Source organism: Hafnia paralvei (assembly GCF_020150375.1).
GTDB classification, from domain to species: Bacteria; Pseudomonadota; Gammaproteobacteria; order Enterobacterales; family Enterobacteriaceae; genus Hafnia; species Hafnia paralvei.
On record NZ_CP083737.1, the window covers coordinates 3,243,679 to 3,269,804 of the forward strand.

Here is a 26,126-nt window from a genome sequence, read left to right on the forward strand (position 1 = left end):
TGTGTTTGGTTTTGCTTGGTGCGGAATGTTATCTACCGTTTAATGCTTGCCAGATAGAACCGCCGGGGCGTAAGGCCGTTGAAATACCAGTGCGAATTAATGCATTGATATCTCCGTTGGATAATTGCTTTTGCCCTAATGGCAAGTCCTCAGCATAAGGCGCCTGTTCAATAGTGAAAGCGGGGGCATAGTAGACGGGCTCGCCATTTTTCGGCTTTTCAAATTCCTTACTATTGGCGATCGCGCTTTCGATAACTTCGCTAACGTTGGCAGCTGTAACAGCCTTCTTATTGATAAACGCTTCATTAATGAAAACCTTCACTGATTCGGATTGCACCTCTTTCGATTCGGTACCAGTACCCAGCAAGCCAGCTGGCAGGCGTTCAACCAGTTCGAGAAGATGCGAAACCTTAGCGATCGCCGCGTCAATATCGCTGCTATCAATTTTGATTTTAATTTCTGCCATGATTATTTCATCCTGTAACGGTGTCGGCCCGATAATCGATATTAACGGGGATTAAATAACGGGTATCACTAGGAAGCGGCCGCATTCGATACGGTACCGATTCAATGTATGCGGTAAATTCGCCGCTGGTTAGCTCCAAGCCGGCCGGAAAGGCTTTCAGGATACTATCTGCCACCTCTCCCGCTTTCGTCTTTCCTGAGCCTGCAGGCGCTACCACGTCCACTTGAAACACGCCGCGGAAGACTTGCAGCGCGCCGGCAATATCAATGCCAAGCGTTTTAGCAGGCAAGATATGCGAGCGCAGATAAACCGCCCTACTATCTTTTGGCTTGAATGGTATGTTCTCCATCGCAATTTCCAATCCTAGCGAGGAGGCAATAGCAGCCAGTTTTGTTTCTAAAAGCTGCGTTATGAGTGTCGTTGACATTTAGCCCTTAACCTCCTGAATAGCCTCTTTTAGAATTGCTGGGGCATCTTTTGCAACAATACGGATCATGCCATTGGGGGCCTGCTGGGAATGACCTTCTACCTCCAACCGGTATGCATACGGCACGTTATTCACAAAGTAGATAGCCTTAGCGCCGACCTTAAACTGCTCTAACACCATATTGCCAACGGCCATGGTCATTTTTCCACTTGGATCAATGCGCCCTGTCTCTCCACTAGGCTCATTACCTATACCAATCTGCCAGTTACCTTTAAAGCGCCCAGCTCTATATTCTGGCGGAGCCTTAATATCCATGCTGTCAGAGATACGGGATTTCTTTTTAAGCCTTCCCGTTTTGGTTAGATTGGCCGGATCAAGCTTGGCGGCTTCATTGGCCTCGAATACCGCGACGTTATATTGCATAGCAGTCTGGTTAATGGCCCATAACTCAGGATTACCAACGGGAGACATATCGACAAGACGCCCGAGAATTTTAATCCCCGTTCGTCTTACAACCTCTTCCATCTTTACCTTGGATCCCTCAACGAAGAGATTGATTGATGACATGAACTGATCGCTATTTGCCATAGTTACGCCCTTAGTTGGGGTTTATATAAAATGACAACGCCAGCCGGTTTGATAGGATTTGGCTGTATAACTCGATATCGTCTACCATCTACATCAATCCAATCACCTATCTTTATTTCAGTTTCAGCAGTGGCTGCGATTTGAAAATCCCCTGATTCAATCAGTGTTCCATCGATTTCACTTAGCTTGTATTGCACTACAACCCCAGTGATCGATAAGGTTAGTTCGGGAGTTTCAATCTCGATACCACCCACACTTTCGGCCCCGCCGCCGCGCAAAAGTGAGAATTTTTTACCATTCTTAGCAATCAATTTAACGGCTCTCTTCTGAGATTTTTGGTAATTAATTGCCATGCTACCCCCTGACTACACGAATCTGCCCTGCGCCGGTAATGAATCCCTTTAATGCCCCATTTAGCCATGTTATTTTTGGTGCCGAGGATGTTGTTCCTTCTGCGTAAGTAACGCTGATAGCGCCGGATATTGACTCCTGAATAACATCACCACCGCCGTCAATCACAGGAGCTAAATCGATATTTTGTGCATCAATAGCTAATCTGCATTGAGACTGCACTATCTGTTTCGGTATCGCATTATCAATAATCGGATAACCATCAAACATAATACCCGTCCGTGGCCATGCTAGCGGCTGATCACCAGACTTACGGTTTCCCTTCCATGAAAGACCTGCCAGATAGTCCATTGCTTGCATCAGTAGTTGTTCGCAATCATCATCGCTATCAGGGATTTCATAGCCACGTGTTTTGGCATATCCCCTCAGGTCTTCTAAGCTGGCGTAACTATCAAATAATGGCGAGTTTAAATCAGTCACTAGCATGGTATTTACTCCCTAATCATCCAGCCTTCAGATTTCCACTGTTCAACACTATCAGGATGAACATCGGCTTCATGCGAATGAACGCCATCTGGATCGCGATGCATTTTGATAAATTTAACTTTGGTTTTCTTAGGTGGGACTGGTTCTTCTACGTTTGGTTTTTCCATATCACCAGTATCTTCATTGCCCAATTCAGTATTTTCGCTAGCCATTTAACACCTCGATTGAAAGGGCCGAAGCCCTTTTTTATATTATCCAAGGATTAGCGTGCTGTGCTCAGCCTTAACCGATGCCACACCCCAAGCTAAGCCAACTTCGTAGCGAACCTGACGGTATTGACGGTACAGAGCGATTTGGAAGGTGATACCGGAAACCGGATCCGTAACATTCATAACGTCATCGGCAGTATCTCCACCCTCTGGCATTGCTGGGGTTCTCGATGCCAGAATGAAGGCATTGCGATCAAATGCCATATTTGCTGTATAGGCACCACCCACGGTAATTTCCGCATTATCAGCAGTATCTTGCTTTAAGCCAGGCGCTGACAATGTGATTACTGATGATGTTGCAGCGGCCACAACATATTTATGATCATCACCGGCAAAGGTAACAATCTCACCAATCTTCACGGTACCTGTTCCAGTATCCACGGAAATCAGACGATCACCTTCTTTGTGCCCGCCAGCCTTGTTAACCAAGTAGCCAGTTGCAGAACCACCAGCGACACGTTTAACACCAGCGGAGTTATGAAGATTAAAGCCTTCAATGCGCCCAATAATACCCTCACGCAGCAACTCTTCCGTACCTGCTTCGTTAGCCTTAAATAGAACTGACTGCTTACCACGGATATTAGAGATGGCAGCGGAGCCTAGCACCATCTGCAGATCGGTAGTTGGCGCACCGTTATCCTCGAGCACACGACGAGCATCAGCAAAGTCGGATAAGTCCTCCTTAATGCCAAATGGCGTGGTACCAGCGGTACCTACAGCGCGGGATGAGCCGTAATATAGCGCACCAATATCGCTATCAACCTCATTGGCAAGCGCACGGAAAGCCTGCTTGAACTGATCAGCAAGGATTGTGTTGTAGGTTCCTGATGGTCCAATTGCCAATTGCTCTTCGCCATTCCATTGAACGGGAGCCATTTTTGATTTGGTGATTTTCACCTGTACATTACTAATTACCTGACCAGCATCGCCGGCAGCAGTTGGACCCGGTACGATATCAACAGTTTTCGCTACGGGTGCGACTGGAGCAGTGACGTCCTGATCTTTAGCTGCGGCATCCGCTTTAGTGTTACGGGCAACGGCTGGAATAAAGCCAGTCTGCTCACGTGAAACGACATCAAGAGCGGTATAGATGGTGGGGATTAATCCAGTTAGTGTGTTGTTTGCTGCCATTTTATTACTCCAATTAATCTACGATTGTCGTTCCGTCTTTGAGCGCTGCGTTTTTGCCCGCCATATCTAGCGCATCAAACGCGGAACGTTTAAGGGTTTTTTGTCCTTGCTGGTGTTGAGTTTGTAATGCCCCACCACCGCTATTACCGGTTGCCTTTAAGATGTGGTCTTTCTGTGGGTACTGCTCCACTAAAAACTCTAGCGCCTCATCAAAGTCAGCTAATTCACCAGGTTTGGTGCGAGAAAAAACTTTGTTTCCTGATGGGTCATACGCCACAACCTTTCCATCTTCGATTTTGAATGACTGACCAAATCTGGCCTGAACAAAATCAGCAGGAATGGCTACCTTATCTTTAATGAAAGACGAGCTACCGAAGCGACCGCCAATCATTTCTTTATAAAGCTGCTCCTCCAGTGTTTTGGCTTTATTGCCAGCCTCATCCAATTGCGTTTGAAATGCTTTGGTGATCTCGGCCTTAACCTGATCTACCGCACCAGCATCAATCAACTTTTTCTGGTCAATTTTTGTTAGTGTCTCGATTGCCTCCAGCGCTTTGGCTGGATCTGAGATACCCGCAAATTTTGCAAGTTGAGATTCAGCCAGCTCCTTTGCCTCTCGGTGTGTTTTGGCTTCACCGTTCAGCGCAGAGATTTTGCTTAATGCGGCTGTAGCGTCGAATGGAATTTCTTTTCCGTCGTCATGGGTATAAACAGGCATGCCATTTTCAACAACTACATTTCCTTTATCGTCTAACTTTAACTTCATGATTTTTCCTCTGGCTTTCCAGCCGCTATAGAAGGTCATCCGACCCGTTCGTCGCTTCGCATCCGCTATCGACAGGCAATAAAAAAGCCACCCGCGGGCAGCTAGTCATAATTAACTAAAGTGTCGCTATTAAATAATTTGCCAGTCATCAGCTAACACATCAGTCTGACTAGCCAACCACGGAACAATCTTCTCATCAGCGGTTTTCATGCCAATCCATGGAAGTTTAGTGGCATCACTAAGCGGGAGGTTGTCAACGTCATAATCCTCAGGGGAGACCAATCCTAGCCACATATCTTTCCCATTCCATCCAGTACGAGAAACTAACATTCCAGCCTTTAGAGCTTCAATAGCCAGGCCAAAGCTTACCCCTGAGACCGGGCGGTATGCTTTATTGAATATCTCTTTTGGGCTCCAGCTTACATAGCCATCAAAGCGCTCGGTATTAGGCTTTCCACCATCCAAATACTCAACCAAGTAACCTTCATCTGCGCCATTCTCATCATCAGGGAGTTTCCAGCCTCGAAAATCGTTATACGCCTGACGAGTCATGGGAACTGCATTAATTAATTTTGTGCCAATATGTTTATTCATTTAATCACCTTGATATAGTTTACTATCTAGCTTATTTGAGCGTTATCATCCAATTAAATCAGCGTCATGCGTACTACTGGTTCTATCTGGCCCCCTAAAGCTTGGGCTTGGTGAATCTCCACTTCCACAACACTTAGTCCAGTTTTTTCCTTCAACTCTATGATTTTTTTTCCGATAAGCTCTGAAATCTCGCCTTCAATACGTGATTTAATTTCTGCTGCCGTTGCCATGGATATCTCCAGATAAATTTCATATTAATAATGCATTAGTTTTCACAACCCAGCTTCTTCAAATGCCCTAGCATCTAACTCTCGCAACTGTTCTAGCGTGAGCCATTCACCCTTATCAGAATAGAAAGAGTCGTAGCTCATACCACCATCCTTAATTAGCTGGTAGCGTACGGGGCCAAGAACCTGAGTTTGTCTGTACGCACTCTGGCGCTGCAGCCATTCCCCATAAGACGTTTCCGCTGGTAGTTGCCCATCCATACTGGCTCGAGTAGCTCCGCTTAGTTCGCCCTTCTTAAACCCAAGCTCCTTCCATGACTTGGTAATAAATATCTCACCACTTCGGCAATTCCAGTGAATGCGCCCAGGTCCTTGTAGATATGGGATTTTATGGCCTAGCGGCTTATTTTCGAGAGAATACATCAAGCGATCGCGAATTCGGCATTGCGCAGAGGTCTTGGTGTCGAGCGTACTGCTCCACTGCTTAGCTTTGATAATGTCGCTATTTTTCTCGGCGAATTTGTTTCTTGCTACTGATGCAGTGTGATTTATGGCTGTTTTGACAATGCTAGCGGCATTTGCCCTGCTAACATTGAGTGCGCTATCCAGAAAATTATTAGCTCTCGCCCCCCTTACCCTTTTGGCGATTTCCTGCACCGTCTCGCCTTGAAGATACCCTTGACTCACAGCATTAGTAATTCGTTTAAGACGATCATCTTCAAGGTTTTTAGCCCAATCCTTTAATAGCCTACCCTGAAAAGGTCTAGCCATTGCAGCGGCGTAAACCTGTTCAAAAGAAATACCCGCCAATGGGAATCTCTCTAATACCTCAACTGGCAGTACGGCATTGAATAAATCCAACTGATAGCCGGCTTCATGCTGTGAGAAATCCCTCAAATCCACCTGCAGACCATCAAACATACGCTGCGTTGCTATCCGATTAACTTCTCGCACATCCACCAGCATGCTTTCTAGTCGCTTTACCGTGAAGCTATTGGGATCTAGCTCATCCAAGGCAACCATAAGCTTGGCTGAAAGCTCAGCATCGCCTTGGTTTAGGAGCTTAATCATTCTATTAGCAACGCCAGCAGAATAGCGATTAACAAACAGCATGTGCGCTATGACTTCATCGCCTAATTTGTCATTCAGCGTTGCCATTGTTATTACCACCCACAAAGTTTGGTGCCGGGTTGTTTAGTTCATCTAAAATTAACTCCGGCTTGGCGTCTGGATCGATAATTTTTAGCGACTGCAATGCGCGAACGGCATCGATAGGTCTAATATCTCCACCCTGCCTCAGAGATTGGATTGCTATAGCAGCTTGAGAATTTAAACCCTGCTCAGCAGTCTCGATCTCTGTCCGAACGTCAACGCTTCCACCCTCCGACAGACCAAGGTATTCAGCCATAATCTGAAGAATATTATCTAAAGCATCTTCTAGACTGTTTGCCATGGTATATAGCGGAGACTGCTCCTGCATTTTTTCTTCGTTGACCTGATCTAACGCCTTGGTTGATGTGTTTTCCGTTCTTAACATCTTTGCACCGGCCATGCGCATTTGCATTTCCAAGGTAGCTAATGATTCCTTTCCAGATCCGATAGCCGCTCCTGAATGCTCGGCGTACTCAATACCCTGCTTAGAGCGATCGGTAAACTCAGTAGCACAGGATGACCCAATGGTTAGCTCTTGATTCTCTCCAAGACCAAATACCATTAGGATTGGAACTCTTGCTACGTGCAAGATGTTGTCTTGCTCACTCTGGCTTTGCCAGTGTTTGATGTTTAGTAATGCCAAATTTAATAGAGGTGGTACTCCACGCATAAATCCAATGCGTTTTGTGTAGAGCTGGATAAATGCAATCCCTTTGCGGGATACTTCCCATTCTTCATGTATCGCCCATGCAACAGAACCGTCTTCGCCTTTTGATTTGCGCCAGATGGCAACATGTCCCTCTGATATGTGGCGAATTTGCTCTATCTTTTTTTGCCCGAAGTCGTCACCGTCTTCCGTTACGGTTTCTTTTATTCTTAATTCAGTAACGATAACCTTGCCACCCTCGGTCTTTGATTTCCAACCAATTACCTGCCTAGGGTTAAGCATGACAACGTAAGGGCGAACACCAAGTGCTTTTTCGTCAGCTACTGTCTTTACTGATTCGTTATCCACTCTTGGGTATTCCACCAGCGCATAGGCTACGCCGTATTGTTGGGCAAGGCTAAACCACTCCTGAGCCCATACATCCAATCGATTCCCTTCGAGATCAATATTTTTGCAGAGATTAACGATTTCACTTGGCGTGGTTTCGCTTAACTTAGTTGGCTCTGAAAATACGCGTCCCACATTTTGCTTTATGGTTTCTTCGTACACAGGGAGAAGTGTTGCTTGAGATAGGCGCGTTTTATAAGACTCATCATCTTCGTTTGGCCAGCGCGGCATGTATTGCTCACCTAACTGACGCATGTATAACGTTCCACCCATCAGGGCGTCATTAATATCCCACGCCTCGATCATGTTGTTGTAATCTAGGTTGGGTGTTGAGATATCAGGCATGATTTACATCCGTAGTTTGGTGACTTTACCAGTTGGTTTGTAATGAATGTGTAATGCGCGGTAACGTGTAGCATCCCAGTCATGGTCTTCCTGAGTCGTATCTACGTCATCAGGATTCTTACCATCACGAACAAGAACTGGTACTCGGCTTATCCAGCCGCGGCAGCAGTCGAATACATAGAATGCTGGTTTCTCGGGGATGCCTGACTCTGACTTTTTGGCCTCGATGACAGATTCAAGCATGTCAGCGAATATGGATGCGCCATTGATTCGTGAGCCGGGCTTTTTGTCTGCGGCAATCCACTTCACCCCCTGATTTTCCATCTTCTGCGCTATCGATAATTCGTTGTCACCAGTATTGAAAATTGCACCATCTGCGGGGCCAGCCTTAACTGATTTACAAATTCCCGGAATGATGTGCATCTGGCCTTGTCCTTTAGTCTCTATCGGCTCTTCGACCTCATCACCAGTCAGGCGCTTATCAATCCAAGCAATGCCCTTGGCAACGTTGGTTGAAGACATATTCAACCCTTTATTGAGCTCATCAGGAGGGCAGCCATACCATTCTCCTATCAGTATCAATGAACCAGATGGAGGGCAGAACTTACGGCCATTTGGAAGCGTTGCTTCGGTGCCATCAGACTGAGCCCACCACAGATTGGAAAATGGTTTGGATTCGCCCCAGTCATGTGATCGGTCAACAGTCCAACTATCCGGTATCTTGAATGGTTTGATGACGTGCAGCGATTCATTCCACAGATGGTCAAATCGCCCGCCGCTGGTTACGTCCCATGAACCCTCTACCCACGCTTTGCGCTTGTTAGGGTCTTTGATGTTCATCAGCGTGGCGATGTATACAGGATCGAGATATGGGTTCTCTTTGAATGAGCCATGAATTGCTACGCGAGTAAGCGTAATCTCTTCATCCTGCTGCGTTTGTGGGTTAGGCACCATCTGCTTATCGCGGATGATGGTTCCACGCGGCGCTGGGTCAATGAATCGCTTTTTAACCCATGTATGGCCTATGCCGAATGGGTTTGTGGTGTTGAAAGTCTCTAGCGGGATATTTGACAACAAGCTGCCATCTGGCAGTGGATAGTCCTGAGGCCTAAATGACGATCGCCGACAGGAGAACATAGATTCGTAGAAATCAGGATTTGGCTGCTTTGTTAGCTCGTTAAATCCGATAAACGGGAATTCTTGCCCATGGTAATCCCAGTAATCTTTTTCTTCTTTGCCGAACCTAAAAAGCAACTCTTCACCTGTTGGCCACACCCATCTCAGTTCTGAGGCAGAGTTTAAGAATCTCGCTCCATCACCAAACAACCGATACATACGTTTAGACTGCGTGATGATGTCTGCAAGGTTTTTATACTCGGTATCGAATATCACACCTCGCCAGAACGTGCCGTAGCCAGTGCCAACCAAACGACGAAATCTAGCCAACTGCGCCGCTGTTTTTCCGGGGCCGCGAGTACCCTCGAAAAGAATCTCATCACATGGGCAACTCAGAGACAGTGACTGCGATCCGGGTAACGGCTTCCAAACTACGTTGTAGTTCATTTGCCCAGTACCTCGCCTTGCTGTTTCTGTGCGATTGCCTCCCATGATTCAGCACTGTCGCAGGTTGGGACTGGCATGATGTTATGAGTAGCAGTGACCTTCTGATCAATCTGCTCTTTGAAAGCCATCACGGAAACATGCTTACCAAGTAGCTCCAGATTCTTAACCTTATCTGGCCACTTAATCTTCTTCATGATCCCAGCTAATTCTCTGCCGCCGTCCTCGCCAGTGTTCTCAAACATCTCGGCTAAGTCGAACCCTGAGATATATCGACGCCACGATGAAGGCCATTCGCTAACAGGCTTAAGCGATAAATCATCTCGAACAATATCGAGAACATCCATTTGGTCAATTTCTACCAAACGTCTCAAAACATAAGCCGCGTCGATGTTAACCTGCTCATTGCGTTGAGCTTTCAGTTGCGCGATGCTGTTCTGGATGTCAAGTTTTGACAACAGTTGGGCGGCGATGCGGTTTGCAGTCTTTTCGCTGTACCCCGCCCGAATAGCCGCTTGTGTGGCATTTAAATCGATGAGGTACTCGCGACAGAACATTTCTTGTTTGTCAGTGAGTGCCATTATATTTCTCTATATGAGGTAAGCACGAATGGGCAACTTCTCGATTCATGCTGGTTTGGTTAACGGCGATCTTATGCCGATAGTTAATGAAAACTTGAGCTCAGAGGAGATAGTTACTGGCTTTACTGGTGATGATACTGGAGCACCGCCAAGCTCTGTAACTATTAAGATTAAGACTGACTCAGGCAAACAAGTTGAGGTTGTTATCCCAAATAGCTCAGCTAATGCTTATGTTAAAGTCGATGGCTCTATGATTTAGTCAAATTAACCACAGTAAGAGAAAGTCAGCCATCTGCTTTCTCTTATTCTTCTTCCTGAATGTCGCAGACCATTAATGCTAAAGCTGCAACGGAAAATTCTTTTTTGCTGGCCTCTTTGAGCAGGCTGGATAGTTTATCTCTCAGCCCTAAAATCTCTTCGCGCTCTTTCTCTTCAAGCTCAGAAATCATCCCTAGTATCGCAAGGCGCTGCATCTTTTCTTCTTTGGTGAGGGCCATGTTTACTCCTGAGTTTCTTCCGCTACCGGCTTGAATGTGATTTCACTCAACTCATCCGGCTGAATGTATGTCCATGAACCGTCATGTTCTGCAATAGCAAACAGACCGTTAACCAGTCTTGGCTCTTTTGTTGTCATGACGCCCTCGTATGTGGTTCCGTCTTTCTTTGTTGCTTTGACGTTGTACTTATCAGCCATAAGCGAACATTCCTCTGATTTGTGAGTATCCGCCCTCGGGCGCTATGTGAACTTATGCTGCAATATCGTGTGCTCTCAGTGAAAACACACTGTATTGCTCCATGATTCTTCTGCCACGGTTCATGTTACCGCCATGAGAGCGAGTGGTAATCGCTCGGCATTGGTCGTTATTGATGTCTCTGTACGCTCACGGCTAGGAGAGGCACCGGTTATGGCTAATACAGAGATGCTGCGACAACCCTACGCAATAGGTAATAAAAAAGGCCGCCAGAAGGCAGCCTTTATAGCTAGGTCATTAAGTTACTCAGATGTAATACCAGAAACAAAATCATCACTTCCGAGATGATGGGAACCATACTTAGCTTCATGACCATCACCTAATTCCGCTGCTTTCATTTCTGCAGCATCTTTAGAGCCATAAACACCAGCAAGATGCCACGGTGCAGAACGAACTACACCCCAACCTAAAACCCATCCTGAATTATCAGGATCTTTCTTCAGACCATTTTCAACAAACATAATTATCTCCTTTGGGTACCCGGAGATAATCTTATGACAAACAAGCCTCTGCTTCTAGAGAACATAGGTCAGCGCGATTATGCAGCACTTGAATATCACCATCCGCCTCAACAACATCATAATTTCGTGAGTATGGTGAAGATAGTTTTCCAGTAAATGTATCAGATACAAGAAGAGTGCTTCCCTGATATACCTTGATATCTACAGATGTTCCACATACGACACCATCAATGTGTTGCTCAAGGCCTTTAATAGTGACCGTTAATTTTCTCATACTCTTTCTCCAGCAACGAAAAAAACCGCTCGGGAGCGGCTTGATTAGTAATAATTACCTATTTTTTGCATTATCGTAGGTACTCATAGAATGCCTGCTGTAATACAACAATCATCAATATCAGACACGATTAAGTAATATGTAGCACCCGCTAGCGCTTGCATGATGGATAAATACACCTCAAATGCTACGTTTAGGTCAGAAAGCAGGAGCGCTTTCTATCACATAGCTGATAGCTCGTAGCTTCGCCGCATCTAACATCCTTCTCCCCCATTACTGTTAGATGCGGTTTTTTTTGCTCAAAACCATACCGGCCACATCGAACCAAACTTGATAAATCGCCTATCGTTACTATGCTTGTTATGTGATAGTCACCTGACGTCACATATCGATGCTCTTTGCTCCGCCGCACTAAACTCACCACAGTCTTTTAGTGCGGCGTTTTTTTATCAAAAATCCAAATCGTTACCAAGCTCATACATAACAATAAAAATTATTGTGTATATTCATTAAGCCAATCAACTGTTGGCTATTCATTTATTGGATAACTCACCCAGAGTGGCCCCTGCTTCGGCGGGGGTTTCCTATCTATCAGGCACTAGCCCACTATAAGCTTGTTCACAGGCTAGTCCTCTGACTCTTGCCTCATCAGCAATTGCTGCCATTCTTCCCGCCTCTTCATCAGCACGCTTGAACAGGTCGGCAAGCAATTGGGCTCCGCTTGCTGTCTGGCCTCCGCGGGTAGTTGGGGAACCGCAGGCTCTTTCACGGTCTGCCAGTCGATGGGCGAGTTTGTCGGCCTGTTCGTGCAACCTACTAGCGACAGCATTGGCAGAAACAGCATCATTATGAGCGGCATATATTTGTTGGCTGGCATTCTGTATCACCTTGTTGATAGCCTGCTGTCGGCGCTGTTCTTCTATTCTAGCTTCTGTATGTCGCTTGGCTAGAGCATCAGAATCATCTTTATCACGCTTCGCCCATTTCAATTGCCAAGATTTATCAGCGCTGTCATAGCCGACGGAGTAAGCCCCTAATAACGACAAAGCCACCAGCGCTATTAACGTTAGTGGCTTCCAGTAAATCTTGAGTAAACCAGCAAACTCTCTCATACCATCAACGCCGCCCGCGCTTTGTTGTAGCGTACCTTGCGATCATCGATACCGTTCAAGCCGCCGTTGATAATCTGCGTCACTCGGTAGACGTCAGCACCGTAGGCCATACAGCCTTTTGATGTGTAGAACCATGCAGCCGAACGCGCAGCTTGTAGCTCTAGCTCGAGCAGTTCTGGCTTAGTCACCAGATCAAGCTTTAGCGCTGCGCCACATGCGCGATAGTTATCAAGTCCGGTAATCTGGATAAGGCCGCGGCCTCGATACTTCCAACCATCGCCGGAGGCTTTATTACCTAAGCGGTTGGCATAAACCAGATTAGCGATGGCATCTTGTCGCGCTGGTTGCTGCGTCGTTCTGCCAAGGGCATTGGCCTGCTGCTGAGTAATACGCTTACCAAATACAGTAACCAAAGCACCCGGTGTGTAATTCAGTGATTCAACAACCTGCCGAAACCCACCAGACTCATGACCCACCTGAGCAATAAACATCGCCTGATCGGCTGCCGCGGTAATGCCAAATTCTTTCATTGCCGCGTCAATGTGCGGAAACCATCGAGACGCTAAATCAGCACTGATGTCAGCTGCCTGCTGAAAATCACTAATTTGCATTTTTCATCCCCGTAATGCGCTCCCAGAAGAAGCTGAGCGCTACGCTACCCATCGTCCCGCTCATGCCTGATACGACAAGCACGTAATAAATACTCAGGCCGGATTCAATACTGATCAGGCCACCAATCAATCCGGCAAAGCCAGATACAGCAACTTGAGCGAAAGCAGCTACCCAACTCCACGCCGTTTTATTTGTTTTTGTATCGATGATGTATTTAACGAAGCCGCCGTAAATGGACATAGCGGCAATAAGAACCCATACGACTAAACCGTATGAGCTCGGGTCTTTGTTTGGCATACGCATATCCACCTCCCCGATAGGGAACGGCGCTTTATTGTGTGTAGGGAATAGCGTCACCCGTATCCATGCCAGACAAGGAATGTGTGAGTGCGGTTGGTTGGTTTTGGATGACGCTAAATGCAAAAAGCCCCGCACGATGGCGAGGCTTGAAATTAAAGTTGTGGGCTGGAATTGAACCTGCATCTGACCAATATGACAACGGGGTGAAAGCCCGGATGGATTTTAACCATCTACCACAACTGTCATGAGCACTGACAGGCGTTGTCACAATCAGCCGCGAGTTTTCAGCTTCTAGCATACTCATGGCGACTGATTGCCGTTCCGACTAATACTCATGCAGTTGTGCAGCACACCAACCGCTCCGGTTTACCCTTCTTCGCTGAGTGATGTGCTGAAAACTAAAAAGGCCAGCGATTAAGCCAGCCTTTTCTTTGTTACTGCGCTCTTTCGCTTTTGCTCCCGAGCATGCATCAAATTTATACTAATGCTTGCCCTTTTGCTTTAGCTATTCGTGCTATTAAGCTGCTTGATGTAGAATTTCTTTCTCCATTTCTCTTTTAGATGAGTAATAGAGTTCCCCATCAAGAATATTTTCAGCCCATTCTATTCTATTGCGAGACTCTTTTGCTGATATCCCTTTCAATGCAGAAAGCGATCGAATCAGGTCTTGCGAGCTTTTGCGCCTACAGTATTTTAATCTAGCCATAGAACGAATCGGGTTATCTCTTCCTAACACCTTCGTTATCAGTCGCTCCATAAAGGCGGCATCATCTGATTCTTTGGCGAGAGCGATGATGTTGCCTGCTGCTGATTTTGGAATGATGATATCTCTGGCTCTGCGGTGTAGTTCTTCATCTCGATATCCTTGGGCAAAAAGCTCCGTGACAGTGCTTTCTATCTGCTTGCTTTTCTGTTCACTCCATTCGCATCGCATCATTAAGCGACCTATTACATTGACCTCTCCGCGTGGAGACTCATCGCCTCGCATATGATCACCCCAAACTCTTAGCATGTAGCGTATCCACTTCCGCTGGGAGTCGTTGATAGTTTTCCATCCATTGCCAAACAAGCGCCGCATATCCGTTTCACGACGTATGAATGCCAACTTAGATAGCTGCTCAATGTCATATCTATCTTGTCTCATCGCTTACCCCACCTATTTTTCCCACTATCACCGCGTGATGTCATGAATACGCCATTCACTATTGCGTGGTGCTTAGCCTCTTTGTCGTTGAGGTATTTTGATATGGTTTCTCTATTGATGTGTAAGCGTCGTGCTAGCTCACTCTGATTGCCGTATGTATCGACTAGCATGTCGGGTATGGTTCGGATTTCGGCATTCATATCCCCTCCAGTTCGGTGATGACCACTTCCAGCTTTCCGCCCTTCACCATCTCACCGCGCCGTACTCTGAAGTCATCAATCTGCTCGTCGTCTTCCATGAATCCAGCATGCACAAGCGAATCAAAGACGGCCTTTTGCAGGTTGTCTAAGTCGCGACGGCGTTTGTCTGGTACGTGGGCAGTGATTGAGAATTTGAGTCTGGAAGTAGTGTGAATATCGAGGTTTTGCTGGTGGATGATGGTGATAATGTCTTGTCGGTATTTTGTGCCTTTCTCGCTGATGTAGTGCCGTTGCCTTGCGTGTCGCCAGTAGGTATTCAGGCTCGGCGGGTACGGCAGCGTTAGCCGGTATGTTCTCATTTCACTGTTATCCTCCCCTCTCTTGCGAGGCGTTGGATAGTTAGGACAATGGCCTTATCCATTAGCGCTCTGCGCTCATCCCTGCTTAGTTCCTTGCCGTTGTCTATAGAGTTGTGGCATTCAGGACAAATAGCCGCTGTGAGGCTGTCATCGCATTTTAATCCCATGCCTTTTCCCTCGTTTCGATGAGCTACCTGCACGCCATACGTTCCGCACAGTACACAATCCCCTAGTTCGCCAACGGCAGATAGCCATTTTCGGCTGCGGAATGCATTAGCCTTGAGCAATTGGCACCTCCGGCGTTACCGCTGCGATAAAGCAGATGAAAAGCACGATGGCGAAAATAATGGTCTTTACTGTTGCTGGGTTAATCATCGGTGTTGATACGTATGCTACCTGCTCTTTCTTGGGATACTTATGCTTGTGTTTATACTTGCTTCTACCCCTAGCCATTCTCACTCTCCTTCATCATCAGGTAGACGATCATGGCGTCTCGGAGAGGCTCGCTATCACTGTCACCATCCCAATTGATGTCGATGCAGTATTCTTTCAAAATCGGCCATGCGTCGGATGGGCAGCTAGTAAAACTGAAACCATGCTGCGCCCTGCTCAACTTACCGTCGTTAATCACAAAGACGGCACGACCAGAGATATCGAAACAAATCCAATCTTTAAGTTCAGGATGGCGTGAGATTGCTACCGCTTTGTTAATCTCAAAGTCGCCCATCTTGCTGTAATCAGTCATGTCTATCTCCAGATTTTGGATGTCTGTATTTTTGAATTAGGTAGGTAATTTGATTCAGGGAGAAATGCTTGAACGAACCAGTGACGATTGTCTGCTGATAGTGATTTAGTGGCCTGCACTCCGTTGTTTTTGTATCTATCGAGTAGTTGATTAGCTTCTTCTGTGGTCATGGGTTCGTGTGTGAACCACGTTCGCTTCATCTGTACCTCCGCTAAAAAAAGCTCTGTAGCTGATTGAGGATATTTTCGTCTCTCGTTCCGGCGAAAATATGTTTGATGGCTGCGTTAATCATCGCTTTGTAGCAACTTTCGAACTCGTCCGCTTCCATGTTCGCGTATGCCAAGCTCTTGGCTTCAGTTCGTATCTCACCGTTTAGTCGCACCGTCTGCTCGTAAAAACCTGCGAGTATCGTTAGGTCTTTGCGGAAACGGTCAAACTGGCTGTGCTCATCCATATGCTCAAGCCCTGCCTTGTTTGCACACCAGTACTGAAAGCAGAATTTGAAGAAGACGAACATCTTTTTGTGAAATATCGGATTGCGGGTTAGCTTGAAATCAGCGGTATAGACTTCACCGTTTTTGAACTTGGTTAGGCGGGGTAAATCGTGTTCGAACATTGGTACAAAAACGCCACCGGCATTTTTAACCATGTCGATTTGCAAGCGTTAGTCCTCTTTGATTGGATTCCATTTGTTGCGCCATTTGCGGATTGGCTGAAGGGCTAAATCGTCATACCAGTCTGCAAACTTCTCTACGTGGTCATGCAGAGCGATGATTAGTGCTACTGGGAAGATTGGCAGCACAGCGATAAGCCAGGTAGTGACAATCACTGCATCCTTTAGCCTGTTACGCCTGTATTTCTTCATGGCCATCACTCCCCCTTAACCTTGATGCCAGCGGTGCGGATTGCCTTGCGTACGGCGATGACAACCTTATCCTTCCCGTCCTCATGCCCCATGGCATAAGCACCTTCTTCACCATCTTTCCATGTATCATCGTTGGCTTCAGGCCAGTCAATATCTAACTCCACCGCCTCGCGGCTTGCTTGCCATGCCCACCACTGACCATCAATTATCTCGTCCGTGTAACCATCATCACAACGCAGACTTTCCCAGCCATCCATAGGCTCGCATTCGTTATTTTTTTGCCATGCCGTTTCAAACTGTTCACGACTTGTCATTTGCTCTCCTGTGGTGGCTCTGGTAGTGGCTGCCAGTGGGTTGGACTGCATACCAATGCGCCAGCCTCACATAGCCCATATTGGAACTCGCCATTTCCAAGATGAAAGCCGACAAACTGCTCCTTGGTATCTGAGCAATAAATCTGAACATCAACGCTTTGATCTGGATATTCGTCTGAGCACTTGATCCAGCCTTCACACTTATCGACTTTTCTATACTCGTCCAGTGCAGTGGCGATGGTGTCTACCGGATCGCTCTCTTGTCCAATAATTTCATGGACACTGGCCTCTGTTTCCACATCGAAAAAGTACTTAAGCGCTAAAACTATTTCTTCACGACTTGTCATGACTATCTCCACCCTATTGTTGGTGCTGGCTCATCAACTCCATGCAGCTCTTGCGTGTCAGTTTCAAAGGCATCTGCTCGCCAAGAATCAACGCGATCAACCATCCCATCGTAATGTGTCTCACATGATGTGAATCCGTGATACGTGAGGCCATAGCCGTATTCGAGATGCTGGTGACACATGCAACACTTGCTCATTTCTAACCTCTGCGCGGTAGGTTTAGCTTTTTGCGAATATCTGCAATTTTCTGTAGCCCAGCTTCATTGCTGATCGGAATGTGTAGCTTTTCCAACTGAACAACTGGCTTTGGTATTTCTTCACCAGACTCAATGCGCCGCCCCATGATCACTAACTCTTCAGTGCAACTCTTGCGGAGTTCTGATTCAGACTGGTTCTTGCCGCGCATCTGCGAATATAACTTTGTCACCATCCAGTACGCCGCGTTGCTAGGCCACGGATAGGACTCTGGTGACGAATACAATCCACGGTTAGCGCAGTATTCCATCACTAGGCCATACAGCTCCTCGCTACTTGGCAAGCCGTTAGCTTTCAGAACACCTTGTTTGCACCATGCGATAAATTGACCGGGTGAAGGCCAGAACGGAGACTCACTGGATCTGGCGTGTTGCATCCCTGCCGATAGCTGCTCTCTGGTTCGGATTCCATTCTCAGCGAATGCAGCAATCCACTGTTTTTTTGCTGCGTTCTCGTCTTCAGGTCTACGCAGGTTGGTTTGGCTTGCTGCTGGGAACACCTGCTTTAGCTGGCGAAACAGAGCATCAACCAAGTTTTCAGCATCAGGATTAACTACCCCCTGCATTGCCTGTGTAGCTGGGTTGGACATTCTGGCCAGCGCCGAACCATCTCGGTTTGCGATAGCGCTCATCAGTCGATGTGTCATATGAAATCCTCCCATGACTCTCTGCTGTTCCAGTGCGGTACCGGATCAGTGTTTAGTCGTTGGCTTCGGTTTGGTTTTCCCATCTGGGCTGATAGGGTTCCCCATTTTTTCCGCAGAGCTGCTGGGGATAGGATATTTGAGCACCAGAACGAATCTCGGTTTGCCCAGAGGAATAACTCACAAATCTCTTTGTGCGTTCGGTTGTCTTGCTGTCTCATCAGTCGAACTACGTTTGCCCAGTCCGCCCAGTTAGGCTCTTTGGCTGAGGCATCAACAACGCAGACCTTCTCGTAAATCCAGCGACTAGCCCTGTCGTCCTCCTGAGTCCCCCACTTTGATCCAGTGGCTGAGTAAACAAACGCATCTGGATGAGCTGAGAGAAACTTTTCCAACGCGGCGTTTGAGGATTCGTGAGAATTCTCAGACGATAGTCTTTTAATATTATTGTTATTACCTTCTTGTTCATGATGTGCGGGTTTATGTGCGCCTTTATGTGCGGCACCACCGCCGGAAGCCGCGCCATCGCTGGGTTTGTTATGTGCGTGGTAGTGTGCGGCTTTATGTGCGGGTAAATTGTCTGTTTTTTCGGCATATTCAGCGTAATTTAAGATGGTTATCACCGTCCCTTTTCGCTTCTCTCCGTCCACAGAAATCATCCCTTCCTTGACGAAAAAGTTCAGCATCCTAACCACTGCATCACGACTGGTTGGCTTCCCATTTCTATCACAAAGGGAAAGCCCTAATTCAGCCGGTGTCACGACCAGTTGACCGACTTGAAGATCCCATAGGTTACCTTTGAAATTAACTGTACGGGGCTTTCGCTGAGCCCCTAATAACAGGTCTTCCCAGAGAGTGCGAAGGAATACATCCTTTGACCATGATGTCTTCTTAACGCTTCGGTACAACGGGACATAACCAAGCTTCTGGTTTTCCATCCGGTTGCTCCTGCGCTTACGTTCAGCATTAAAGTCAAAGAGCTCAGCTGTAGACATTGCCTCCCCCTTTGCTGTTTACACATTTAGAATGTGGTGCCATAATTACTCCTGTGAATTGATCCAGTACTAGAAAGTCATAGTGATCTGAGAGTCGTCAGCTGTTACCGCAGTTGGCGACTTTTTCTTTTCTGAGTTGATAATCATGCTCAGCATTCGTAGTGACTTCGCTATCTCAGCGGCTTCATCACCTGCAATTGATAAGATCGAGTCTTCTTTGCAGAACCCGATGACCTCCAAGAACTTAGCCACCCTCTCCACAAAGCATTGCTTCCCTGTCTGCATCCTGCTGATTTGAGACTTATCCAGCCCCATACCCTTAGCGACGGTAGCTAAACCTAATCGGCTTATTAGCCCCCTGATACGAACTTCAATCTCTTGTGAGTTGTTGCGTGTTTTTGCATGTTCCATTTGTGATACTTCCTTTGTTGAATAAATAGTTACACCACCGTTTAGGTGGTTGGGGTTTCCCCACATTGCGGCAGGGAGGCTAGGACTGTTAAAGAACGGTGTTGCTTAAGCGGCTTTGGGTGGGAAAACGTCATCCAATCCGACGCTTGCCCCTAAACGGTTAAAAATTCCGACAAACTGACGACATTGATTGATGTCCATGCCGCGGCGCCCAGTCTCATAGTGACTGATAGTCCCTGGAGTGCAGCCAGCCAACTGAGCAAGTTCTGACTGTGTTAGCCCAAGGGCTTCGCGAATATCTCGCAATTTATTCATGTACTCCTCCTTATTTAATGCAAAGTATACATATCGTATTCAAAAACAGCAAACGAATATATACGGTTTGTGACTTTAGAGTAATCTATACAGAATGTATAATTAGGCTATGAAAATGACATGGTATGACTTAGCTAAAGAGCGCATGAAGGCTCTAGGCGTTACACAGGAAGATATCGCTGTTCACTTAGGAATTACTAAGGGAGCGGTTAGCCATTGGCTCAACGGAAGAAGGCAGCCGACGCTCCAAGAAATCTCGGCAATTTTTAATCGTTTAGGTATTAAAGATCCTGTATTCAATACTGATGGAACATTCAGCTTACAGCATGGTGAAAACCCAGATACCTTGCCTCCTGAACCTCAGTATTCATACCCTCTATTCACCAGTGTTCAGGCTGGGTCATTCGGCGCAGTTGGTTCTTACACTGAGCAAGATGCTAAGGACTGGATTGGCACAACCAAAAAGGCTAGCGATATGGCTTTCTGGCTTGTTGTTGAGGGTCACTCGATGACAGCTCCAACTGGCAGTCGCCCCAGCTTCCCCGAGGGGATGCTAATCCTTGTAGATCCTGCTGAGGACGTTGCTTCTGGCGATTATTGTGTTGCTGGGATTGATAACGATGCGGCTGTGACATTCAAGCGGTTTGTCATTGAAGATGGTAAGCCTTGGCTTGAGCCGCTCAACCCTAACCCACGTTATCAAAGTCTAGAGTGCGGTACTAATTGCCGCATTATCGGAAAGGTGATCAAAGCCCAGTGGCCTGAGGATACGTTTGGGTGATAGGTATGATAAGAGAGAGGTCGCAGAGATGCGGCCTTTTTTACGTTCAAAAATAAGTGTTGCACGTAACAACGAACATATGCTTATAATGTTCGTACTTTCACAACACGAGAAATTAAGATGACAGACATTACTGAGCAAGCAGAAGGCGAAGCACCAAAGGGCAGAGCGAAGGGTGGCAAAGCAAGGGCCGCAAAAATGACCCCTGAGGAACGTAAAGAATCAGCACTCAAAGCTGCTCAGGCTAAAAAAGAGAAAGCAGCTCTGCCTACCGTTATCAACGAAGGTAGGCTACGCATTGGCGATACCGATTTGGAGGTTGCGGTATTAGATAACGGAACTAGAGTAGTCACAGTAACTTCAGTGTTTGAGGCGCTTGGAAGGACTCAGCGTGGATACAAGAAATCATCAGAAAATCAAAGATTTATTGGTGAGATCCAAATGCCTCCTTTTATGGATGCAATGAACCTAATTCCATATGTAAGTCAAGACCTTAAGGATCAGATCCCCAGAATAAAATATAAAACTGAGTCAGGCTTCATTAAGGAAGGCCATAACGTACTGATTTTGCCGTTAGTCGGCGATCTTTATCTTCGTGCCCGTGAAGATAATGCAATAAAAACAAAAGAACAAAGCGCTGTCGCTCAGAAAGCAGAGGTGCTTGTTCGTTCCTTAGCGAAGGTTGGTGTCATCGCTCTTGTTGATGAAGCCACTGGTTACCAACGAGATAGGGAACGAGATTCTTTGGCAAAAATTCTGGAGGCGTTCGTAGCCAAAGAAATACAGCCATACATCACCACATTCCCACCAGAATATTATGAAGAGCTTTTCAGATTAAGGGGGCTGGAATATCCGCCTTCTAATCCTAAGTTTAGGCCACAATACTTTGGCTTATTAACAAATGACATTGTTTATAAGCGATTAGCTCCAAACATATTAGAAGAACTGAAAAATAAAACAAAAACCGCCTCAAAAAGAACAAAATTATTCCAATCATTAACGCCTAACATTGGTCAACAAAAGCTAAGAGAGCACCTCTCATCTGCGGTAACAGTGATGAAGCTTTCGAGCGATTACACTGATTTCATTTCCAAAATGAATAGGATTCACCCGAGATTTGATGACATTATCCCCCAAGAGTTGGATGATTCAGATAAATAATCTTACCCCCACCCCGCCGCCGAGCGGGGTTTTTATTGCTCTACGAACGCCATCCTTCCGCATCCCTCTTTTTCTCAAGTTGCTGAACCCTCTCGAAATCCTTTCTCTTTTTCATGATTATGATCAGCTGATAATAACCATAATGGGAAGGTGTATAAAATTCCAAAGGGCTTTTCTTACCTAACACCTCCTCATATTCCTTAGCCTGAGAATCATGTTTTTCTTTTAACGCGGGTAAAGCAAGCTCTGCAAGCGCAACATGCTGTTCGCATAGTTGTACCGCTCTTTCAAGATTATCTCCTTCTTCTCGTAGCCTGTAATGCTTCTTAATCTGCTCCTGAAGTTTGAAGTGAATATCCACGATCTGCTCTGCACTCAACCATCTCAGCTTATCCACCCACTCTTTTGTATCCATACCCCCTCCATTTTTTGGCTCACTTTATCACCAAAAAATATCTACGGCACTCACATTAAAAATAAATACGCATATAAATCATAACAATATGTATACAATGCAAGTTTTGTATACATAACGTATTGCATCATATGAATACGATACGTATACTTCATTCATCAACACGGCAGGACGCACTAACCAACAGGAAGTTGGATGCTCTTTAACAATCAGAAGGTATGCCGAGAGGTGTACGAAATATCTAACCAATAACAGGAGGTGCCAAATGGTGCACTAAAGCGGTTAGACCGCAGCCGAAAGGCAATGCAGCAGTAATGATGCTGCCCTGAGTCGCCATTGAGCGAGCCTGCTTAGCATCGGGTTAAGGTTTCTAATTAAAAGTAGCTTCGGTAAAGCAGCGCGAAGGCCAGACGCGCACCGGTTATTAGCGGCGATAACGCGACAGATACTCAAGGGCATGAGCGCGCTCACTGCGAGAGTGTGAGTCAAAGAAACTTATTTATACGAGTCATAGCGCGTATAGCTGAGTAACTTGGAGAAAAGCACATGGCCGAGAATATCAAAAGAATCCCCTTGCCTAGCCAAGAAGAGTTATTGAGCGAATTCAGATATGACGCAGATAGCGGCCTTCTCTGGTGGGCAAACCGTAAACCCGGTCGGGTGTTAAGTAACAGCTGTGGGACTTTAAATAAAAATGGATACATGTATGTGAGGTTTAATAGCAGGCTCTATACATTACATCGTTTGATTTGGAAGATGCTGACAGGGAGAGAACCTGATCATATTGACCACATCAACGGATGTAGGATTGACAATAGAATCAAAAACCTAAGAGAGGTTACAAGAAACCAGAATAACCGAAGCATTGGTTTAACGAGAGCTAATCGTACGGGTTATATCGGTGTTTTTTACTCGAAAAGGTATAACCGCTGGATGGCTTCAATATCGGTAAATAAGAAAAAAATATCTCTAGGTATGTTTGTTGATAAGCGTACCGCCGTAGAGACATATAACAGAAAGGCCATGGAGATTCATGGTGAGTTTGCCATGAGGAAAGTTCAGCACAATATTTTAATTCTCTCTAAAGAATTCGGAGAAATCCATGAACGCAAAACAACGCTGCAAATTACGCCGTTTAGAGCGCCGTAGTGAAGAAAGAAACTCAGCCAATGCAGAGCGACGGTTGGCACGAAAAATCGCTACCACGCTCTCTGGATGCTCAGAGAGAACAGTAAAAGCACTATCCCTACCGACACCAAGAGCAGCTAAAGAGCTTGAGGTTGAGGTGAAACGAAGTAACCACCGTATTTGGTACAAAGACACGAACCCGCTTGGAAGCAAGATTCATGCGGTGCAGAAATCACGCGGGAAGAGCATTCCCTTAATTTAGAGAGGTAGGTATGGAATTTGAAAAGCGCTGGATGGGGATCTTTCGCGAGGCTAAAAACGAATATCGCGAGAAGGCAATTCGCTTCAGAGAATGCGACACCATGCGTCGATGCTACGTCGAGTTGGCTTGGAAAAATAGAGCTAGTCAGTGTGAGTGCAAAATCAAAATGATACAGGTCGCTTAGGCGGCCTTTTTTTATTGGGTGAACAAGGGTGTGAGATGAATACCGCAGATTTACGCAAGATTCTTGATGAACACAAAATTTGGATTGAGTCATTTAGAGAAAACGGATCACGTGCCTACCTGAGCGGTGCCTACCTGCGCGGTGCCGACCTGAGCGGTGCCTACCTGCGCGATGCCGACCTGCGCGATGCCTACCTGCGCGGTGCCTACCTGCGCGGTGCCGACCTGAGCGGTGCCGACCTGCGCGGTGCCGACCTGCGCGATGCCGACCTGAGCGGTGCCTACCTGAGCGGTGCCGACCTGAGCGGTGCCGACCTGCGCGGTGCCGACCTGCCAGATCACACGTTCGTAATCATGGGGCATAAATATCCAATCACCATCACCAATGGTGAATATGTTCGAGCAGGATGCCAGAACCATACAGTTGCAGAGTGGCGCAAGTACAGCAAACAGGAAATTGCTGATATGGATGGACGTTCAGCACTGCGCTTCTACCCTGAGCTGCTAGATATCATAGATTTTTATCTTGGTAAGGGTGAGCGTCCAAATTGGCTTAAAGAGCCAAGTGAAGAAACTGAGGCCGCCTAGCGGTCTTTTTTATACCCAGAATGGAGATAGATATGAAAGGTGATAACGGCGGGCCTGCATTTCCAAATGTTCCAGATGGAGCTGGTGATAAGTGGAATGATTGGGATAAGGGAATGTCTATGCGCGACTACTTCGCAGCTAAAGCGATGCTCGCAATAGGTGTCACATATCACGATGACCAGCATGATGAGATAGCAACAGTATCCTACAAAATGGCCGACGCAATGTTAAAAGCCCGTGGCGAGTAATGCACATCGCAGGTATTCACTGAGTATCTGCTGTGAGCAATTCTCTGAGCGTCACCTGCCCGCTCAATACGATGATAGGCAGATAGATAACGGGGTGAGCTATGTAGCCTGTAACGCTGGCGAGCGAATACGTATCCACACGGAGTTTTGATTTTGCCCCTCTCGTTAGGGGCTTTTTTATACCCGAAATTCATCGCAAAGCGTAGGCATTTTGCAATGAAACCAACAAAGGAGATCGCCAGTGAGCGAGATTACAGATTTAGTCGTCATTGAGAAGACCAATGCTTTAGCGGTCTTCACCAGCCAAGAGCAGCTAGACCCACTTATTGAGGCTATCGAGAAAGAGGCTCGCAGTCTGGTGCCGGACTTATCGACAAAGAAAGGCCGAGACGCTATCGCATCTCTGGCGCATAAAGTTGCCCGTTCAAAAACCTATATCGACAACGCTGGCAAAGACCTTGTTGCCGAGCTAAAGGCGCTGCCAAAGCAGATTGATGAAAGCCGCCGATTAGTGCGTGAGCGGCTGGATGCGCTGAAGGATGAGGTTCGACGACCACTTACTGAGTGGGAAGCTGAGCAGGAGCGTATCAAGGCCGAGGAAGCCATGAACGCTAAGCATGAAGAAGCTCTGGCAATGAATGCAGAGTTCGACCTTCAGCGCGCAGCGGAGATTGAAGCTGATCATGAAATGGCTTTACTCATGAACGAGAAGATTGACCGCGAACGCGAAGAAGCACGACAAAAAGCAGAGCAAGCCAAACGCGAGCATGAAGAACGTATTAAGCGTGAGGCCGAAGAGAAAGCGCGGCGCGAAGCAGACGAAGCGGCAAAGCGTGAAATCGAAGCGGCGGCGGCCAGAGAGCGTGAGGCTCTTTTAGCAAAAGAACTTGCGGAACGTGAGCGCATCGAATCTGAGCAGCGAGCCGAACGCGAGAAGCAGGAAGCCTTAGCGAAAGCAGAACGTGAACGCATCGCCGCCGAGGAAAAAGCTAAGCGTGAAAAAGAAGAAGCCATTCAGCGTGAACGTGCAGCGGCAGAGGCCAGAGAACAGGCTCGATTAGCCGAAGAAAAGCGCATCGAGGATGAAGGAGCTCGCCGCGCAGCAGATAAAGAACACCGCAAAACAATAAACAACAAAGCACTACAAGACCTTATCGCCGCAGGTGTGCCGGAAGAATGCGCCAAGCTGTGCATCACGGAAATAGCTAAAGGCAACATCACCGCAATCAGCATCAACTACTAATCAAATTCAAAGCAAT

The 26,126-nt window shown here is 46.7% G+C and carries 43 protein-coding genes and 1 tRNA gene; 7 read left to right on the top strand and 37 right to left on the bottom strand.

Annotated elements, in window-relative coordinates; all coding sequences use genetic code 11:
* Positions 1-28 precede the first annotated feature (28 nt).
* The 14 genes from K9N75_RS15220 to K9N75_RS15285 all read right to left on the bottom strand — a co-directional run bounded on the left by K9N75_RS15220 (position 29) and on the right by K9N75_RS15285 (position 9,997).
* Positions 29-466: a hypothetical protein gene (locus tag K9N75_RS15220; protein ID WP_224451800.1), complete on the bottom strand. Its 438-nt coding sequence runs from the start codon at positions 464-466 to the stop codon at positions 29-31.
* Positions 467-473: 7 nt separating this feature from the next.
* The gene (locus K9N75_RS15225; protein ID WP_193065877.1) at positions 474-893 is read right to left on the bottom strand and encodes a phage tail terminator-like protein; all 420 of its coding nucleotides are present in this window, start codon (positions 891-893) and stop codon (positions 474-476) included.
* Positions 894-1,481 (bottom strand): hypothetical protein, encoded by a 588-nt coding sequence (locus tag K9N75_RS15230; RefSeq protein WP_131020481.1) that lies wholly within the window; start codon positions 1,479-1,481, stop codon positions 894-896. It abuts the gene before it with no gap.
* Positions 1,482-1,483: 2 nt separating this feature from the next.
* The gene (locus K9N75_RS15235; protein WP_131020480.1) at positions 1,484-1,834 is read right to left on the bottom strand and encodes a hypothetical protein; all 351 of its coding nucleotides are present in this window, start codon (positions 1,832-1,834) and stop codon (positions 1,484-1,486) included.
* Between the two features lies 1 nt (position 1,835).
* Positions 1,836-2,318, bottom strand: a complete 483-nt coding sequence (locus tag K9N75_RS15240; RefSeq protein WP_224451801.1) for a DnaT-like ssDNA-binding protein — start codon at positions 2,316-2,318, stop codon at positions 1,836-1,838.
* Between the two features lie 5 nt (positions 2,319-2,323).
* Positions 2,324-2,530 (bottom strand): hypothetical protein, encoded by a 207-nt coding sequence (locus K9N75_RS15245; RefSeq protein ID WP_131020478.1) that lies wholly within the window; start codon positions 2,528-2,530, stop codon positions 2,324-2,326.
* Positions 2,531-2,569: 39 nt separating this feature from the next.
* Positions 2,570-3,718, bottom strand: a complete 1,149-nt coding sequence (locus K9N75_RS15250; RefSeq protein ID WP_224451802.1) for a major capsid protein — start codon at positions 3,716-3,718, stop codon at positions 2,570-2,572.
* Between the two features lie 13 nt (positions 3,719-3,731).
* Entirely contained in the window at positions 3,732-4,484 is a 753-nt protein-coding gene (locus K9N75_RS15255; protein WP_224451803.1) for a DUF6651 domain-containing protein, read from the bottom strand.
* 129 nt (positions 4,485-4,613) lie between these two features.
* Positions 4,614-5,078, bottom strand: a complete 465-nt coding sequence (locus tag K9N75_RS15260) for a DUF2829 domain-containing protein (protein ID WP_131019417.1) — start codon at positions 5,076-5,078, stop codon at positions 4,614-4,616.
* A gap of 53 nt (positions 5,079-5,131) precedes the next feature.
* Entirely contained in the window at positions 5,132-5,308 is a 177-nt protein-coding gene (locus tag K9N75_RS15265) for a GnsA/GnsB family addiction module toxin (RefSeq protein WP_131019416.1), read from the bottom strand.
* A gap of 42 nt (positions 5,309-5,350) precedes the next feature.
* Positions 5,351-6,463 carry a phage minor head protein gene (locus K9N75_RS15270; protein ID WP_224451804.1) on the bottom strand — a complete coding sequence of 371 codons (1,113 nt, stop codon included), beginning with the start codon at positions 6,461-6,463 and terminating at the stop codon, positions 5,351-5,353.
* Complete coding sequence (locus tag K9N75_RS15275) at positions 6,447-7,856, bottom strand: DUF4055 domain-containing protein (protein WP_224451805.1); 1,410 nt, start codon at positions 7,854-7,856, stop codon at positions 6,447-6,449. Before K9N75_RS15275 ends, K9N75_RS15270 begins: the two co-directional genes overlap by 17 nt.
* A gap of 3 nt (positions 7,857-7,859) precedes the next feature.
* Positions 7,860-9,419, bottom strand: coding sequence for a terminase large subunit domain-containing protein (locus tag K9N75_RS15280; protein ID WP_224451806.1), 1,560 nt, complete (start codon positions 9,417-9,419; stop codon positions 7,860-7,862).
* On the bottom strand, positions 9,416-9,997 hold the full coding sequence (locus K9N75_RS15285) for a terminase small subunit (RefSeq protein ID WP_046457132.1): 582 nt from the start codon (positions 9,995-9,997) through the stop codon (positions 9,416-9,418). The genes K9N75_RS15280 and K9N75_RS15285 overlap by 4 nt, the downstream gene beginning before the upstream one ends.
* 28 nt (positions 9,998-10,025) lie before the next feature.
* On the opposite strand from K9N75_RS15285, the gene K9N75_RS15290 reads away from it, so the two are divergent.
* Positions 10,026-10,256: a hypothetical protein gene (locus K9N75_RS15290; RefSeq protein ID WP_224451807.1), complete on the top strand. Its 231-nt coding sequence runs from the start codon at positions 10,026-10,028 to the stop codon at positions 10,254-10,256.
* A 43-nt stretch (positions 10,257-10,299) separates the two neighbouring features.
* Here the strand turns inward: K9N75_RS15290 and K9N75_RS15295 are convergent, their stop codons facing one another.
* From K9N75_RS15295 to K9N75_RS15400, 22 genes are all read right to left on the bottom strand, one after another.
* Positions 10,300-10,494 carry a hypothetical protein gene (locus K9N75_RS15295; RefSeq protein ID WP_224451808.1) on the bottom strand — a complete coding sequence of 65 codons (195 nt, stop codon included), beginning with the start codon at positions 10,492-10,494 and terminating at the stop codon, positions 10,300-10,302.
* 2 nt (positions 10,495-10,496) lie between these two features.
* Complete coding sequence (locus K9N75_RS15300) at positions 10,497-10,691, bottom strand: hypothetical protein (protein ID WP_224451809.1); 195 nt, start codon at positions 10,689-10,691, stop codon at positions 10,497-10,499.
* Between the two features lie 300 nt (positions 10,692-10,991).
* Entirely contained in the window at positions 10,992-11,210 is a 219-nt protein-coding gene (locus tag K9N75_RS15305) for a hypothetical protein (protein ID WP_224451810.1), read from the bottom strand.
* A gap of 31 nt (positions 11,211-11,241) precedes the next feature.
* Positions 11,242-11,484 (bottom strand): hypothetical protein, encoded by a 243-nt coding sequence (locus K9N75_RS15310; RefSeq protein ID WP_224451811.1) that lies wholly within the window; start codon positions 11,482-11,484, stop codon positions 11,242-11,244.
* Positions 11,485-12,068: 584 nt separating this feature from the next.
* Complete coding sequence (locus K9N75_RS15315; protein ID WP_224451812.1) at positions 12,069-12,596, bottom strand: DUF2514 domain-containing protein; 528 nt, start codon at positions 12,594-12,596, stop codon at positions 12,069-12,071.
* Positions 12,593-13,207, bottom strand: coding sequence for a glycoside hydrolase family 19 protein (locus tag K9N75_RS15320; protein WP_224451813.1), 615 nt, complete (start codon positions 13,205-13,207; stop codon positions 12,593-12,595). The genes K9N75_RS15315 and K9N75_RS15320 overlap by 4 nt, the downstream gene beginning before the upstream one ends.
* Positions 13,197-13,448 (bottom strand): phage holin family protein, encoded by a 252-nt coding sequence (locus K9N75_RS15325; RefSeq protein WP_375374062.1) that lies wholly within the window; start codon positions 13,446-13,448, stop codon positions 13,197-13,199. Before K9N75_RS15325 ends, K9N75_RS15320 begins: the two co-directional genes overlap by 11 nt.
* A gap of 216 nt (positions 13,449-13,664) precedes the next feature.
* Positions 13,665-13,748, bottom strand: a tRNA-Glu gene (locus K9N75_RS15330).
* 277 nt (positions 13,749-14,025) lie between these two features.
* A complete protein-coding gene (locus tag K9N75_RS15335) occupies positions 14,026-14,652 on the bottom strand; it encodes a hypothetical protein (RefSeq protein ID WP_224451814.1) in 627 nt (208 codons plus the stop codon).
* A complete protein-coding gene (locus K9N75_RS15340; protein WP_224451815.1) occupies positions 14,649-14,852 on the bottom strand; it encodes a phage NinH family protein in 204 nt (67 codons plus the stop codon). Before K9N75_RS15340 ends, K9N75_RS15335 begins: the two co-directional genes overlap by 4 nt.
* Entirely contained in the window at positions 14,849-15,211 is a 363-nt protein-coding gene (locus K9N75_RS15345; protein ID WP_224451816.1) for a RusA family crossover junction endodeoxyribonuclease, read from the bottom strand. The genes K9N75_RS15340 and K9N75_RS15345 overlap by 4 nt, the downstream gene beginning before the upstream one ends.
* A complete protein-coding gene (locus K9N75_RS15350) occupies positions 15,208-15,498 on the bottom strand; it encodes a hypothetical protein (RefSeq protein ID WP_149228823.1) in 291 nt (96 codons plus the stop codon). Before K9N75_RS15350 ends, K9N75_RS15345 begins: the two co-directional genes overlap by 4 nt.
* Positions 15,485-15,664 (bottom strand): hypothetical protein, encoded by a 180-nt coding sequence (locus tag K9N75_RS15355; protein WP_224451817.1) that lies wholly within the window; start codon positions 15,662-15,664, stop codon positions 15,485-15,487. Before K9N75_RS15355 ends, K9N75_RS15350 begins: the two co-directional genes overlap by 14 nt.
* Positions 15,657-15,956, bottom strand: coding sequence for a phage protein NinX family protein (locus tag K9N75_RS15360; protein ID WP_224451818.1), 300 nt, complete (start codon positions 15,954-15,956; stop codon positions 15,657-15,659). Before K9N75_RS15360 ends, K9N75_RS15355 begins: the two co-directional genes overlap by 8 nt.
* A gap of 211 nt (positions 15,957-16,167) precedes the next feature.
* Complete coding sequence (locus tag K9N75_RS15365; protein ID WP_224451819.1) at positions 16,168-16,617, bottom strand: DUF1367 family protein; 450 nt, start codon at positions 16,615-16,617, stop codon at positions 16,168-16,170.
* A 3-nt stretch (positions 16,618-16,620) separates the two neighbouring features.
* Positions 16,621-16,821 (bottom strand): DUF4014 family protein, encoded by a 201-nt coding sequence (locus K9N75_RS15370; RefSeq protein WP_127908280.1) that lies wholly within the window; start codon positions 16,819-16,821, stop codon positions 16,621-16,623.
* 5 nt (positions 16,822-16,826) lie between these two features.
* Positions 16,827-17,186: a phiTE_015 family protein gene (locus tag K9N75_RS22925; RefSeq protein ID WP_511177105.1), complete on the bottom strand. Its 360-nt coding sequence runs from the start codon at positions 17,184-17,186 to the stop codon at positions 16,827-16,829.
* Positions 17,132-17,482 (bottom strand): DUF551 domain-containing protein, encoded by a 351-nt coding sequence (locus K9N75_RS15380; RefSeq protein WP_224451820.1) that lies wholly within the window; start codon positions 17,480-17,482, stop codon positions 17,132-17,134. The genes K9N75_RS22925 and K9N75_RS15380 overlap by 55 nt, the downstream gene beginning before the upstream one ends.
* 199 nt (positions 17,483-17,681) lie before the next feature.
* The gene (locus K9N75_RS15385; protein ID WP_224451821.1) at positions 17,682-18,383 is read right to left on the bottom strand and encodes a replication protein P; all 702 of its coding nucleotides are present in this window, start codon (positions 18,381-18,383) and stop codon (positions 17,682-17,684) included.
* The gene (locus tag K9N75_RS15390) at positions 18,380-19,318 is read right to left on the bottom strand and encodes a phage replication protein O (protein ID WP_224452621.1); all 939 of its coding nucleotides are present in this window, start codon (positions 19,316-19,318) and stop codon (positions 18,380-18,382) included. Before K9N75_RS15390 ends, K9N75_RS15385 begins: the two co-directional genes overlap by 4 nt.
* Before the next feature lie 126 nt (positions 19,319-19,444).
* The gene (locus K9N75_RS15395; RefSeq protein WP_224451822.1) at positions 19,445-19,786 is read right to left on the bottom strand and encodes a CII family transcriptional regulator; all 342 of its coding nucleotides are present in this window, start codon (positions 19,784-19,786) and stop codon (positions 19,445-19,447) included.
* A gap of 105 nt (positions 19,787-19,891) precedes the next feature.
* The gene (locus K9N75_RS15400) at positions 19,892-20,101 is read right to left on the bottom strand and encodes a helix-turn-helix transcriptional regulator (RefSeq protein WP_061553970.1); all 210 of its coding nucleotides are present in this window, start codon (positions 20,099-20,101) and stop codon (positions 19,892-19,894) included.
* Between the two features lie 115 nt (positions 20,102-20,216).
* Here K9N75_RS15400 and K9N75_RS15405 point away from each other — a divergent pair, with 115 nt between their 5' ends.
* Positions 20,217-20,882 carry a LexA family protein gene (locus K9N75_RS15405; protein WP_224451823.1) on the top strand — a complete coding sequence of 222 codons (666 nt, stop codon included), beginning with the start codon at positions 20,217-20,219 and terminating at the stop codon, positions 20,880-20,882.
* A 120-nt stretch (positions 20,883-21,002) separates the two neighbouring features.
* On the top strand, positions 21,003-22,043 hold the full coding sequence (locus tag K9N75_RS15410) for a P63C domain-containing protein (RefSeq protein ID WP_224451824.1): 1,041 nt from the start codon (positions 21,003-21,005) through the stop codon (positions 22,041-22,043).
* 40 nt (positions 22,044-22,083) lie between these two features.
* Here the strand turns inward: K9N75_RS15410 and K9N75_RS15415 are convergent, their stop codons facing one another.
* The gene (locus K9N75_RS15415; RefSeq protein ID WP_115103005.1) at positions 22,084-22,458 is read right to left on the bottom strand and encodes a hypothetical protein; all 375 of its coding nucleotides are present in this window, start codon (positions 22,456-22,458) and stop codon (positions 22,084-22,086) included.
* A 546-nt stretch (positions 22,459-23,004) separates the two neighbouring features.
* Here K9N75_RS15415 and K9N75_RS15420 point away from each other — a divergent pair.
* The 4 genes from K9N75_RS15420 to K9N75_RS15440 all read left to right on the top strand — a co-directional run bounded on the left by K9N75_RS15420 (position 23,005) and on the right by K9N75_RS15440 (position 26,110).
* Positions 23,005-23,607: an HNH endonuclease gene (locus K9N75_RS15420; protein ID WP_224451825.1), complete on the top strand. Its 603-nt coding sequence runs from the start codon at positions 23,005-23,007 to the stop codon at positions 23,605-23,607.
* 460 nt (positions 23,608-24,067) lie between these two features.
* Positions 24,068-24,619, top strand: coding sequence for a pentapeptide repeat-containing protein (locus K9N75_RS15430; protein ID WP_224452622.1), 552 nt, complete (start codon positions 24,068-24,070; stop codon positions 24,617-24,619).
* A gap of 32 nt (positions 24,620-24,651) precedes the next feature.
* Positions 24,652-24,867, top strand: a complete 216-nt coding sequence (locus K9N75_RS15435; RefSeq protein WP_224451827.1) for a hypothetical protein — start codon at positions 24,652-24,654, stop codon at positions 24,865-24,867.
* A 241-nt stretch (positions 24,868-25,108) separates the two neighbouring features.
* Positions 25,109-26,110 carry a hypothetical protein gene (locus tag K9N75_RS15440; protein ID WP_224451828.1) on the top strand — a complete coding sequence of 334 codons (1,002 nt, stop codon included), beginning with the start codon at positions 25,109-25,111 and terminating at the stop codon, positions 26,108-26,110.
* The last annotated feature ends 16 nt before the right edge of the window (positions 26,111-26,126 follow it).